General features: G+C 41.8%; 13 protein-coding genes. 10 read left to right on the plus strand and 3 right to left on the minus strand.

The annotated features are described in order from the left end of the window. Positions 1-41: 41 nt before the first annotated feature. The gene (locus H6541_07010) at positions 42-698 is read left to right on the plus strand and encodes an HAD hydrolase-like protein (protein MCB9015530.1); all 657 of its coding nucleotides are present in this window, start codon (positions 42-44) and stop codon (positions 696-698) included. A 355-nt stretch (positions 699-1,053) separates the two neighbouring features. Here H6541_07010 and H6541_07015 read toward each other — a convergent pair whose 3' ends face one another. Beyond that, positions 1,054-2,844 carry an arginine--tRNA ligase gene (locus H6541_07015; protein MCB9015531.1) on the minus strand — a complete coding sequence of 597 codons (1,791 nt, stop codon included), beginning with the start codon at positions 2,842-2,844 and terminating at the stop codon, positions 1,054-1,056. 322 nt (positions 2,845-3,166) lie between these two features. Between H6541_07015 and H6541_07020 the strand changes: the two genes are divergently transcribed. The 6 genes from H6541_07020 (at position 3,167) to H6541_07045 (ending at position 8,792) form a co-directional block, all read left to right on the plus strand. Beyond that, positions 3,167-4,510, plus strand: coding sequence for a GTPase (locus H6541_07020; GenBank protein MCB9015532.1), 1,344 nt, complete (start codon positions 3,167-3,169; stop codon positions 4,508-4,510). A gap of 113 nt (positions 4,511-4,623) precedes the next feature. Next, positions 4,624-5,532, plus strand: coding sequence for an aspartate carbamoyltransferase (pyrB, locus tag H6541_07025; protein ID MCB9015533.1), 909 nt, complete (start codon positions 4,624-4,626; stop codon positions 5,530-5,532). Positions 5,533-5,560: 28 nt separating this feature from the next. After that, positions 5,561-6,028: an aspartate carbamoyltransferase regulatory subunit gene (locus H6541_07030; protein MCB9015534.1), complete on the plus strand. Its 468-nt coding sequence runs from the start codon at positions 5,561-5,563 to the stop codon at positions 6,026-6,028. A gap of 76 nt (positions 6,029-6,104) precedes the next feature. After that, complete coding sequence (locus H6541_07035; GenBank protein ID MCB9015535.1) at positions 6,105-7,355, plus strand: peptidase C1; 1,251 nt, start codon at positions 6,105-6,107, stop codon at positions 7,353-7,355. 179 nt (positions 7,356-7,534) lie between these two features. After that, on the plus strand, positions 7,535-8,194 hold the full coding sequence (locus H6541_07040) for an ATP-binding protein (protein ID MCB9015536.1): 660 nt from the start codon (positions 7,535-7,537) through the stop codon (positions 8,192-8,194). 100 nt (positions 8,195-8,294) lie between these two features. Beyond that, complete coding sequence (locus H6541_07045) at positions 8,295-8,792, plus strand: metallophosphoesterase family protein (protein MCB9015537.1); 498 nt, start codon at positions 8,295-8,297, stop codon at positions 8,790-8,792. Here the strand turns inward: H6541_07045 and H6541_07050 are convergent, their stop codons facing one another. Next, on the minus strand, positions 8,793-9,263 hold the full coding sequence (locus H6541_07050; protein MCB9015538.1) for a DUF4293 domain-containing protein: 471 nt from the start codon (positions 9,261-9,263) through the stop codon (positions 8,793-8,795). It lies immediately after the preceding gene. A gap of 170 nt (positions 9,264-9,433) precedes the next feature. Here H6541_07050 and H6541_07055 point away from each other — a divergent pair, with 170 nt between their 5' ends. Both H6541_07055 and H6541_07060 read left to right on the plus strand, forming a co-directional pair. Next, on the plus strand, positions 9,434-10,969 hold the full coding sequence (locus tag H6541_07055) for a glycosyltransferase family 39 protein (GenBank protein MCB9015539.1): 1,536 nt from the start codon (positions 9,434-9,436) through the stop codon (positions 10,967-10,969). A gap of 5 nt (positions 10,970-10,974) precedes the next feature. Next, a complete protein-coding gene (locus H6541_07060; protein ID MCB9015540.1) occupies positions 10,975-11,652 on the plus strand; it encodes an HAD family hydrolase in 678 nt (225 codons plus the stop codon). A 3-nt stretch (positions 11,653-11,655) separates the two neighbouring features. Here the strand turns inward: H6541_07060 and H6541_07065 are convergent, their stop codons facing one another. Continuing rightward, entirely contained in the window at positions 11,656-12,405 is a 750-nt protein-coding gene (locus H6541_07065; protein ID MCB9015541.1) for a toxin-antitoxin system YwqK family antitoxin, read from the minus strand. A gap of 110 nt (positions 12,406-12,515) precedes the next feature. Here H6541_07065 and recR point away from each other — a divergent pair, with 110 nt between their 5' ends. Continuing rightward, a complete protein-coding gene (recR, locus tag H6541_07070) occupies positions 12,516-13,133 on the plus strand; it encodes a recombination protein RecR (GenBank protein ID MCB9015542.1) in 618 nt (205 codons plus the stop codon). Positions 13,134-13,215 lie beyond the last annotated feature (82 nt).

The raw sequence follows: 13,215 nt of genomic DNA on the forward strand, positions 1-13,215 counted from the left end.
TAAATTGCACCTTCGAAAAACTGAGTAACAGCAGACAACGCATGAAGTATACGCATCTCTTCTTTGACATGGATGGCACGCTCATTGACTCGCGTCCCGGAATTTTCAATTCACTCATCTATGCACTTGATATGCTGGGTGTTACTAAAAATGAGCGACCAGCCGACCTCAATCCTTTTCTTGGCCCTCCACTGCGCGATTCCTTCAAAACAATGTTTGGCTTTGATGAAAAGAAAGCCGAACAGGCAACCGCAGTTTACAGGGAATATTACAGTAAAAGAGGGATCAATGAGTATAAAATTTATCATGAAATTCCTCAAACCCTCGCAAAACTCAAGTCAGCAGGATATCATTTGAGTGTGGTCACTTCAAAAGCAGAAGTCTATGCCAGAGAAATCATCATTCATGCAGGTCTTTCCGGTTTTTTCAGCGCCGTATCGGGATGTGAACTCAACGGGGCAAGAAGCGAAAAACATGAGCTCATCACCTATACACTCGCACAAACCGGTCTTGAACCTTCCGGCAGGGTACTGATGATTGGCGATCGCTATCACGACATAAAAGGAGCGCGTCTGGCAGGTGTTTCTTCCGCAGCAATTCTTTACGGTTATGGCAGTTACCCTGAACTGGCTGCCGAACATCCTTCCCTTTTCATTCAATCACCCGGGGAAATGTTTGAAAAAATTCACCATAAGTAAAGGGAAATCCTGCATAAAGTGCTATACGAACAAACAAGGAGAAACAAATCCATTTCTCCCTTAACAGAAAAATTATTTTCAATTGTTTCTTTACCAGGATAGGGGTAAAACAGTCATTAATTGTCTTATAATCAAAGACCTTGTTATTTTATTTGCCGGTTGCATTTGATTCCGGCAAATTATTAACCGGATAACCCCTCCTCAATCCCTGATTAAAAAAAGGCTGTTTCTTTTCAGAGCAGTCTTTTTTATTTTATTCACCATAATGATTCGCCACTTTTTCAAAAAAAAAGGAAATCAAAAGAGCCGCTTTAGCACCGTGATTCCCTTTGAGCAATACGTTTCATTTAAAGGCTTACATCTTTTCAGGCACCTCTATCCCCAGTAGATCGAGTCCGGTTTGAATAACCTGCGCAGTAAGTTTTGACAATGACAATCTCAAAGCCCTGCTGGCAGCATCAGGCTCTTTAAGAATGGTTAATTCATGATAAAACTGATTGTACTCGCGGGCAAGTTCAAACAAATAATTGGCTATGACCGACGGGCTGTATTCTTCAGCTGCCTGGATAACTGTTTGAGGGAACTGATACAGGAGTATAAGCAAAGCCGCCTCTTTTGATTGTAGCGTAACACCTGTAAAAGGTTCATTGGCAGCTTCTGCAATAGCAGCTTTTCTCAGCACTGACTTAATCCGGGCATAGGTATACTGAATAAAAGGGCCGGTATTACCATTAAAATCAATACTTTCGCGTGGATTAAACAGCATATTTTTTTTAGGATCCACCTTCAGCATATAATACTTTAGAGCGCCCAGGCCAACCATGCGATACAAGGCTTCGGCTTCCTTGCTGTTAAAATCTTCAATCTTGCCCAACTCTTCCGTCATTGCCCGTGCTGTTGCAACCATTTCATCAATCAGGTCATCAGCATCCACTACAGTTCCTTCGCGCGATTTCATTTTACCTTCCGGCAATTCAACCATGCCATATGAAAGATGAAAAATACTATCGGCCCATGGGCGTCCCAGCTTTTTCAGGATAAGTTTAAGCACATCAAAATGATAGTTTTGCTCGTTTCCAACAACATAAACCAGGCTTTGAGGGTTAAAATCGTCGGCTCGTAACTGAGCGGTTCCCAGGTCCTGCGTCATATACACCGAAGTGCCGTCAGCGCGTAAGAGCAGCTTTTCATCCAAACCATCATCGGAGAGATCAATCCACACCGAACCATCATCTTTGCGAAATAAAATGCCTTTTTCCAGGCCTTCCTGCACAGTTTTCTTTCCCAGCAGGTAGGTTTGCGATTCATAGTAAATCTTGTCAAAATCAACACCCAACCGCTTGTAAGTAATGTCAAATCCCTTATAAACCCATCCATTCATCATTTCCCACAGCCTGATGGTTTCTTCGTCACGGGCTTCCCACTTAACAAGCATTTCGCGGGCCTGCTGCATAAAAACAGAAGACTGGGCAGCCTGTTCCTCCGATAAGCCTGAAGCCATTAATTCGGCTATCTCAGCCTTATATTTTTTATCGAAAAGCACATAATAGTCGCCCACAAGTTTATCACCTTTCTTACCTGATGATTCAGGCGTTTCGCCATTGCCAAACAGCTTCCAGGCCAGCATTGACTTGCAGATATGAATTCCCCGGTCGTTGACCAGATTAACCTTTAATACATTTTTACCGCTGGCTTTCAACAGTTTAGAAACTGAATATCCGAGCAGATTATTGCGAATATGACCCAGATGGAGGGGTTTATTGGTATTCGGTGATGAATATTCAACCACAACAGGTTTAGCGTCATCAGCAGCACACAACCCGAAGCTGGAATTGTTTTCCTGCAAAGAAATAAACTGCAACCAGTAATCCTGTTTAATTCTGACATTCAGGTAACCTTTCACCACGCCAAAGCTTTCGGCTTCCGGCATACTATCAAGAATTACTTTACCCAGCATGTTGGCTGTATCTTCAGGCGATTTGCGCGATATTTTAAGCAAAGGGAATACCACAAGGGAGAAATCGCCTTGCTCGCGAAAGGCAGGAATGGTACGCTGAACAGCAAGTAAAGCAGGATCGACAGAAGTTTGAAAAAGCAATTGAACAGCCTCGGCCGCCTTTTCAGTCAGGATTTTTTCTATAGTCATACAGTCAGAATATTTGGGCTGCAAAATTACATGAAAATTCAACAAAACGCCACCTCTTTACACCTTACTGACTATCAATTATATACACAATGCCGTAATTGGTTATTTATAATATTTATGAATTAGCCACAGATAAAAAATATATTCAGTCTAAACGTTGCTATGAAACTTAAACAATTATATTTGCAACGGTTTTTTTGCGGCAGGTTGCCGGAAAAGGTTCTTAAAGCAGGCTAAAAAGTCTGCCCGGGCCCGTGAAAGAGCTGAAATACGCTAAGCAAGCACTTATTTCACTCAATTATCAATACAAAAACCAATACCAATGAAAAAAAATGTAATTATCATCGGAGCCGCCGGAAGGGACTTCCACAATTTTAACACCTATTATCGCGGTAATGCAAACTACAATGTTGTTGCTTTCACTGCTGCACAGATTCCTGATATTGATGGTCGCAAATACCCGAAAGAATTAGCCGGAGAGGATCTTTATCCTGCCGGAATTCCTATTTATGCTGAACAGGATTTACCCAAACTGATTAAGGAATTAAAAGCTGATGATTGTGTTTTCTCATACAGCGATGTACCTTATCCCAGGGTAATGAATATGAGTGCCATCGTTAACTCGGCAGGAGCCAACTTTATTTTACTCGGCCCCAGAGATACCATGGTAACCAGTACCAAACCTGTAATCGCCGTTGGTGCAACCCGCACCGGTTGTGGCAAGAGCCAGACCAGCCGCCGCATTATTGAAATTCTGATGGAAAAAGGCCTGAAAGTAGTGGCTATTCGTCATCCAATGCCATATGGCGACCTGAATGCACAGAAAGTTCAGCGTTTTGCTACTGTTGAAGATTTGAAGAAGCACAAATGCACCATCGAAGAGATGGAAGAATACGAACCACATGTAGTTCGCGGAAACGTGATTTATGCTGGTGTTGATTACGAAGCCATTGTTCGCGCTGCAGAAGTTGATCCTGATGGTTGCGATGTTATATTGTGGGATGGTGGAAACAATGACTTCCCCTTCTACAAACCCGACCTGATGATTGGTGTTGCTGACCCCCTCCGCCCGGGTGCTGAAGTAAGCTATTATCCCGGTGAAGTGGTTGCCCGTATGTCAGATGTTATTGTTATCAATAAAATTGACTCAGCAAGCCTTGAAAACATCAATGCCGTGCGCGCCAACCTGGCAAAAATCAATCCTACTGCTGTGGTTGTTGACGGTGCTTCACCACTGACTGTTGACAAACCTGAACTTATCCGCGGCAAACGCGTATTGGTTGTTGAAGATGGACCAACCCTTACCCACGGTGAAATGAAAATCGGAGCCGGTGTTGTTGCCGCTCTTAAATTTGGTGCTGGCGAGTTGGTTGATCCACGTCCATACACCGTTGGTAAACTCAGCGAAACTTTCCGCATTTATCCTAACATCGGTACTTTGTTACCAGCTATGGGTTATGGCGAAGAGCAGGTTCGCGATCTTGAGAAAACCATTGAGAACACACCATGCGACGCAGTAGTAATTGCAACTCCTATTGATCTGAGCAGAATAGTTAAAATTAATAAACCCACCGTTAAAGTTGGTTACGACCTTCAGGAAATCGGCACTCCCAACCTTTCCGGCATTATTGATGAGTTTGTTAAAAAACACAATCTGGTTAAATAATTTGAAGCCCCGTTTATCGGGGCTTTTTTTTGGCTTTTTCAATCAAAGACATTTTGAAAACTGAAGTTCATTATTTTTGTTAAACCAAATTTTTACTAACCCACAAATTAACCATGAAAAACCGGAGCTTAGTATCCATTAACGATTACACAAAGGCTGAGTACCTGAAGATACTCGATTTGGCCGAAGAATTTGAAAAACAACCCACCCAACGGATTCTTGAAGATTTCGTGGTAGCGACTCTCTTTTTTGAACCTTCAACGCGTACGAGGCTTAGTTTTGAAAGTGCAGCCTCTCGTTTAGGAGCCAAGGTAATTGGCTTTTCTGATGCGACCAACTCCAGTGTTTCAAAAGGAGAATCGTTAAAAGATACTATTCTTACGGTAAGCAACTACAGCGACATTATTGTCATGCGCCACCCGCGCGAAGGAAGCGCCAGGTTTGCCAGTGAAGTCGCTACCGTTCCCATTATCAATGCCGGTGACGGAGGAAACCAACACCCTACGCAATGCTTGCTCGACCTCTATTCCATCCGCAAAACGCAGGGCAAGCTCGACGGGCTGAACATAGCATTTGTGGGAGATCTTAAATACGGGCGCACCGTTCATTCCGATGTGATGGCTCTTTGCAACTTCGACACCACCTTCCATCTGGTATCGCCGGTTGAACTCAAGCTGCCGAGTTACGTTAAAATGCATATCAAAAACAACAACCTGAAATACCATCAATACACCGATCTTCAGGAAGTAATGCAGTTTGCTGATATCATCTACATGACCCGCATCCAAAAAGAGCGGTTTTCCGACCCCATTGAATATGAAAAAGTTAAAAATGCTTATATCTTAACCGCCAGCATGCTCGAAGGCTGTAAAGACAATATGCGGGTTTTACACCCACTGCCAAGAGTAAATGAGATTACAGAAGATGTGGACTCAACCAGCCAGGCTTATTATTTTCAGCAAGCCCTTAATGGTGTTTATGTCAGACAAGCACTTCTGGCAACAATCTTAGGTGTAAAATAAGCAACAAACTTTTAACTCACAGCAAAAAATGGAAAACGAAAATATTAGAAAAGAACTGGTTGTTTCGGCTATTGAAAACGGAACCGTTATTGACCATATTCCTGCTAAAAGCGTATTCAGGGTTGTAAAAATGCTTAACCTTGAAGACAACCAGACACAGGTTACCATTGGCTTTAACCTTGATAGCCGAAAATACGGAAAGAAAGGGATTATCAAAGTGAGCAATATGTTTTTTGAAAAACGCGATATCAACAAAATTGCGCTTATTGCTCCTAAAGCAACCCTGATTGTTATCAAGAACTACAAAGTAGTTGAAAAACTCAATGTAGAAATTCCTGATATTATCCGTAAGTTTGTGAAATGTGTAAACCCTAACTGTATAACCAATCATCAGCAGGTTAGCACACAGTTTGATGTTATTGACAAGGATGAGCTTAAGCTCCAGTGTCATTACTGTGAAAAAATCACTGCAAAAAATAATATCGAGATTCTTTAGTTTCCGGATTTTTTTAACCCCTGTCAATCCGGTTTTCTTAAGGTTGGCAGGGGTTAGTCATCTCTATCAAACAGATATGAAAAAACAAATGCTTGTTTCGCTTGGCAGTATTGTTATGGCTGCCTCTTTTGCCCAGACACCCGTTTCAAACAAAGGAATGTTTAAAACTTACGAGCCGGGCTATTATCAAAATTCAATACTTAAAGGGATTGAACAGTATGAAAGCACCCAATTGCCGGTGAAACAGACAGCCACATTTAAACTGGATCCAACAGGGCTGAACATACCAACCGATAAAAGTACATTTAAAACAATCTGGCATTTGCCTCCTGTATCGCAGGGCAACACCAACACTTGCTGGAGTTATTCAGCCACATCTATGCTCGAGTCTGACATTTATCGTCTCACCAGGCAGGAGGTTAAACTTTCGGAAATGTACACAGCTTACTGCGAGTACATTGAAAGAGCCCAACAATTTGTGCGAACCAGAGGAAAAATCTATATTGGCGAAGGCTCGGAAATGAATGCGGTGATTAAAATCATGAAAAAATACGGAGCCCTCCCCTATTCATCTTATTCAGGACTAAAACCCGGACAGGAATTTCAGTCGCATGAAAAGATGTTTAATGAAATCAAAGCATATCTTGAAGGTGTTAAAACCAGCAATGCATGGAACGAAAGTCAGGTGGTGGCCACTGTCAAAAGTATTATGAACCATTACATGGGTGAACCGCCTGCGGCTGTTAATGTAAAAGGCAAGGATTACACCCCTCAGCAATATCTGGCTGAAATCCTGCGCATCAATCCTGACGATTACGTGGATGTTCTGTCCTATATGCAACAACCTTACTGGAAACAGGTTATTTTTGAAGTGCCGGACAACTGGTGGGGCGATGCAAGCTATTACAACATTCCGCTTGACGATTACATGAAAATTTTAAAGAAAGCATTAAAAGCGGGCATCACAGTTTCTATTGCCGGCGATGTTTCAGAAGCCGGATTTTTGGCCCGTGAGGCCAATGCTGCAATGATTCCATCATTCGATATCCCTTCAGCAGCCATTGATGAAAATGCACGTCAGTTTCGTTTCAGCAATGAAACAACCACCGATGACCATGGCATGCATGTAGTCGGCTACAAAGAAATGAATGGCACAACCTGGTTTCTTTTTAAAGATTCCGGAGCAGGTTCAAGAACAGGCGGAATAGATAAAAACCCGAATTTCGGTTATTATTTCGTACATGAAGATTATGTAAAATTGAAAATGATGACTTTTCTGGTAAACAAGGAAGCCCTCAAAGATTTGCTTCCCATGTTTGGTAAATAGAAAAGCTTCCGGGCTAAGGTGAGTTTCAGTCTGAAGTTTACATTCTCTTCAACCGAATCTCACCTTTGCCTTCCTTTGCCGGCAAGCTTCTTTTGAACAAAACAACTGAAGTAAAGTGAATAATAAACGGCAACGTATTGAATAACCTGCAGTTATACACTGTACACCCGGAATTAAATATGCCAACACATATTCAAAAACTCATCAGCGAAGGCGAACACCAGCAACTCGATTTTAAATTCGGTATCACCGACTCGAAAAAAATTGCCCGTTCCATTGCTGCCTTTGCCAATACCGATGGCGGACGTTTACTGCTGGGCGTAAAAGACAATGGCGCCATTGCCGGTGTGCGTTCTGATGAGGAATATTATATGGTTGAAGCCGGAGCCAGCCTTTATTGCAGACCCGAGGTTCATTTTGAATTGAAAGAATGGATAGAAAACGGACGCAATGTTCTGGAAATCATTATACCAAAAAGTTTTTCAGGACCTCATTCCGCACCTGACAAAGATGGAAAATATCAGGTATATGTAAGGGTGGGCGACCAGAACTTTCCGGCCAACGGCGTATTGCGCAAAGTCTGGAGGAAACAGAAAGACCCCAAAGGGGTTTATATCGAATACTCACGTATAGAACGTACCTTGCTGGCCTATCTTGAGGTTAATGAAAGAATTACGGTCTCTGCTTTTAAAAAATTATCAGGATACACCTATCAGCGATGCGAACACATACTGGCTGATTTCATAGTTTTGAATATTATCAATCTAAATTATTCAGGCAGTGGAGTATACTATTCTCTGAATCCCGAATACAGATTCAGCACCGATAGCGAAAAGTAAGCCTGTAGCAATCGCGCAAGCTTTCAGAATTGCAATCATACCCGGAAGAAAGAAAAAAGATGCCGGTAAAGCCCAGGTATTAACAAATATAATAAAACGAATGAAAAGAATAGGATTGCTCTCAGACACACACAGTTACATTAACCCTAAGATATCAGGCTTTTTTGCTGAATGCGATGAAATATGGCACGCCGGTGACATAGGTGACCTTGAAACCGCAAAAATACTGGCATCCATCAAGCCACTGAAAGCCGTAATTGGCAATATTGACGGAAATGACTTAAAATCGTTTTATCCCCCTTTTCAGGAATTTATGTGCGAAGACATAAAAGTGCTGATGCTGCATACCGGCGGATATCCGGGCAAATACAGTGCTGAGGCCCGTCAGTTGATTAAAGAAATAGCTCCGGCCTTGTTTATTACCGGCCATTCGCACATCCTGAAAGTAATCAACGACCCTAAAAATAAACTGCTGCACATCAATCCGGGTGCTGCCGGCAAACAGGGCTTTCATGAAATCAGCACCGTTGTCAGATTTACCATTGACGGTGCTGATATCAGAGATTTAGAAATTATGGAAATGCCTAAAAAGCAATAATTAACGAAGGCGGTCGGCAGCTTTCACGAGCTTTTCGTCTTTCATAATAAACCGGTTAGCCATCACAAACATAACCAAGCCAACCAGAATCAGGTAAATGGCTGTGTGATTAAAATCAGGAGCCATTGAGGTAATGCGGGCTAAAACATTCGCAAAATAAAAAAACACCAGGGCAATATTTACCAGGGTTAAAACTATACCCATTCTTACCATTTTCATTTGCGACTTCCTGTTCTTGTAGAGAAATACAGAAGCTATCGCCAGTAAAATAGTTATACCGTTTATAATCTGCAAAGGCAGCAAAAGCTTATTGCTTAGCCCGAAAACAGGAGCTGAATTATCTTTTATCCCTTTCAGGAAAACTTCAAGCCAAACCTGACCGTCGATATAAGTAATTAACGGAAAAAAGAATGCCATGGACAGAACAACTGCTGCCAGAACCAAAAAGAGAGTTTGAATGCGCTGAATCATTTTCAATGAATTTAGTTTGCCTGCAAAGATAAAAACAAGATTGGATTGAAACGCCCTGCCTGTATATTAAATTGAGGGCTGGACACACACTGACCGGCAGAAATTAAATTTCCGGCCCTGTTTTTGATAGTTGTTACTCATGAGCTGCATACAGTTTTTAAATGATTAAGATGAAAAGCTGTACCTTTGCAGCCTTAAAAAATAATCCCGAACCGGATAAGACCCTGATGAAGTATTTCATTTTAGTCAAAATATTCATTTTCTGCACTTTAATTCTGTTTTCATATAGTCTGTGGCAGCGCCAGCCTGACATTGATGATGCATGGATTGGTGAACACGCTTATTGGATGGCCGAAAAGGGCTATGTAAAGTCAGAGCTGATGCATGGCATTACCGGCCAGGAAACAAGACATATTGTTCACCACAAAGCATTTACGCTGGTTGGTGCACTTTTTATCAGCATTTTCGGGTTTTCACTCACCACCCTTAAAAGTGTGAGTTTACTCTTCCTCGGAATTTTCCTGATTATTTTCGCAAGATATGTATGGCTAAACATGGGCAAAGAGGCTGCCTGGCTCAGCTTGCTGATAATAATGTCCAATGCCCTGATTTTTCAGTATTCATTTGTGTTCAGGCCTGAAATCATGGTGATGACATTAGGTTTTGTATCCTATCTGTTCCTCGAAAAAGGTCTTTCGCAGGAAAGAAAACTTCTGGCGTTCCTGCTTGGCGGTGTATTTGCAGGTTTGGCGGCAGCTACACATCTGAACGGACTTATTTTTATGGTAGCAGGCGCCCTGTTGCTTCTTTGGAATAAAAGAATAAAAGCAACTGTGCTGTTTTCACTGGCTTCATTACCCGCCTTTGCCATTTATTTTTACGACTTCTCTGAAAAATTCGGTATCAGTTACTGGCTTTATCAAATCAACGACTCCCCTGCATTGCAAAAATCATCGGTATTGCCGGCTTCTCTTTCCTTCTTTGCCAAAATGCTGAATGAACAGATGCGCTTTTTTCACAGCCCCAAGGAAATTACTTTTTCGCTTCTGTTTATTTTTCTGCTTGTTGTAAACTTTAAGAACCTAAAAAAACACAGCAACCTGTTGCGTTATTTGTTTCTGCTCATTGTATCATTATCGCTGGTTGCAGTACATTCCACATCGAAGTATATGTTGCTTTACATCCCTTATATTTTCCTGATCATCATCACTTCACTTTACGAAATATATCAAAACAAAAGCAGCTCTTCAGCACAGGGAGTGAGATTAGCCGGCCAAAAACCTGCCGTAATAAGCCTGCTGCTTGTGCTGGTTTATTTAAGTGTAAACTCCTTTTGGAATGTGCGTGTTTCATTCAGAAAGTTTGATGTAGAGAAAAATGTCAGAATTGCCGAAAAGTATATGGACCCCAACACACATAAATTGAACATTCTGGCTCCGATGACCTATATATTCAATGAAATGGGCAATTTTAAAAGGATACAAAGCGACCTTAGCCTTGCCGAGATGCAGAAAGCCGGTAAAAAGATTGCAGGGTCACAGTTACTGAATTATGCCGATAGCATGAAAATAGACTACTTGCTGATTACTGATGAATACAAAGACCGGTTCAAAATCAGCAGCATTTCTGTCGCAGACTTAAAAAAATATGGTTTTACTATTGTCGGAAACGAACCAGGCATCATCATTCTGAAAAACAATCCTTAAAATCAATGAAGTATTCAACTGAACTTTCGGCTTGCAAGAACATCATATGGGATTGGAACGGCACTTTGCTCAACGACCTTGACATTTGCGTGGTATCCATCAACCGTTTGCTTCAAAAACGCCGCCTGCCTCAGCTGAACATTCAAAAGTACCTTGAAATTTTCACCTTTCCGGTGAAAGATTATTATGTATCTGCCGGTTTTGATTTCAATCAGGAACCCTATGAAATGGTAGCTGTTGAATTTATGGATCACTATCTTGATTTGGTAAAGACAGCCGGCTTACATTCCAACGTTAACGAAACGCTGCACTTTTTCAAAAACAGCGGCCGGGAACAAATTATTTTATCGGCCATGGAACAGACCGAACTTTTGAAACTGGTAAAAGCTCACCAGATTGAAACACATTTTAACGCTGTTTATGGTATTGAAGACCATCTGGCTTTTGGAAAAATCGGGCTGGCTAAATCGACCATGCTGAAAACAGGATTCAAACATTCGGAAACCTGCCTGATTGGCGACACCCTGCACGATGCAGAGGTAGCTCATGAACTTGGCATTCATTGCCTGCTTGTTGCCAACGGGCATCAATCAGCACAAAGGCTTCAATCCTCTGGGTATTCTGTAATAGAAAGTTTAAAGGAAATTGAAAAAGTATTCGAAAAATCACCCATAAGTCAATAAAGCTTATTTTTCTTCCTTTACCATACGCTCAACCTCTTTGTCGTAATATTCTTCAGCCTGCAGAAATCCCCCTGCCCAAACTTCCTTCTTTTCGGCTACTCCTTTTTCATTCAAATGAATCCATACACCATCTTTAAAATTATTGGTATATGGGCCCGACACCATCACCCGGCCGCTTGCATAATAAAAAGTAGCAAGTCCTTCAAGCTTTCCCTGCTTATATCTGGCACTCAATTTCAGCGGCCCATCATAAAAGTATTGTTTCCAGGGACCCTCCTTTTCACCGTTTTTATAGGTAATTTCTTCCAGTAAAGCACCGTTCTGATAGTATGTCTTCCACAATCCTTCAGCAATACCATTCTTGTAATTTTCATCAGCTACCAGCACACCCTCTTCGTTGTAAAACTTCCAAAGGCCTTCGCGCTTTTCATTCACATAAAGCCCTTCCGACATCTTGCCACCTCCCTTATAAAAAGCAGTAGTGAAACATTTTGCCCCGTTTTCACTGAATTCAGAAACGGCCCGTACTTTACCGGTAGTATCGTAGTAGGTAAACCGGCCGGCGGGCTTGTCGTTAATAAATTTTCCTTCATAAACCAGGCGCCCTTCCTTATCGGTTTTCTTCCAATCGCCCTGTTTGTATCCTTTGGCATCCAACTGGTTTATAGCAGTGGTTTCAGACGGCAGCTGGGCATAAGCTGAATAATTGCCAAGAAAGGAAAATACAAGAAAAACTATACTTAAATATCTCATTATCAAACCAATGAATTTAAAATCAAAAGACTTACTTCTCGACCAACAAACTATTGTAAATTTGTACAAAAATAGGTAAAACAATATCTGGTTTCAATATTTTCTGAACTATGAACAACTATTCATCGCGATTGCTTGAAGATGCAGTGAATGAATTAACGCGGCTGCCCGGCATTGGGAAGCGCACCGCTCTGAGACTTGCACTGCATATTCTTCGTCAGGATGAGCTTTATGCAGGGACTTTGGGGAATGCTATCATCAAGCTCAGGACCAGCATCAGGTATTGTGTTCGTTGTCATAATATTTCCGATGAAGAGGTGTGCGACATTTGTTCGGATCAGAAACGCGATCCTTCGGTTTTATGCGTGGTAGAAGACATCAGGGATGTGATGGCTATTGAAAATACCGGTCAATTCAGGGGGCTTTATCATGTGCTGGGAGGTATCATTTCGCCCATGGATGGCATTGGGCCCAGTGATTTGAACATTGATTCCCTTATCAGAAGGGCAGAAACTGAATCCATAGCCGAACTAATCATGGCCCTGCCTGCCACCACTGAAGGTGACACTACCAATTATTATCTGTTTAAGAAGCTGAAAGACAAAGTGAAAACCATTTCAGCCATTTCGCGCGGAGTAGCCATTGGCGATGATCTCGAATTTGCGGATGAAATCACGCTGGGCAAGTCGATCATCAACAGGGTACTTTATGAAAAGCTGTTTGACTAAACTTGCTTCAGATACAATCCATTTTTCCGGCTGCTTGTTTAGTATGCACACATGGGCGTAACCTTATTCTCTGAAAGTTAAA

The sequence above is a fragment of the Lentimicrobiaceae bacterium genome, assembly GCA_020636745.1.
GTDB lineage: Bacteria > Bacteroidota > Bacteroidia > Bacteroidales > Lentimicrobiaceae > Lentimicrobium.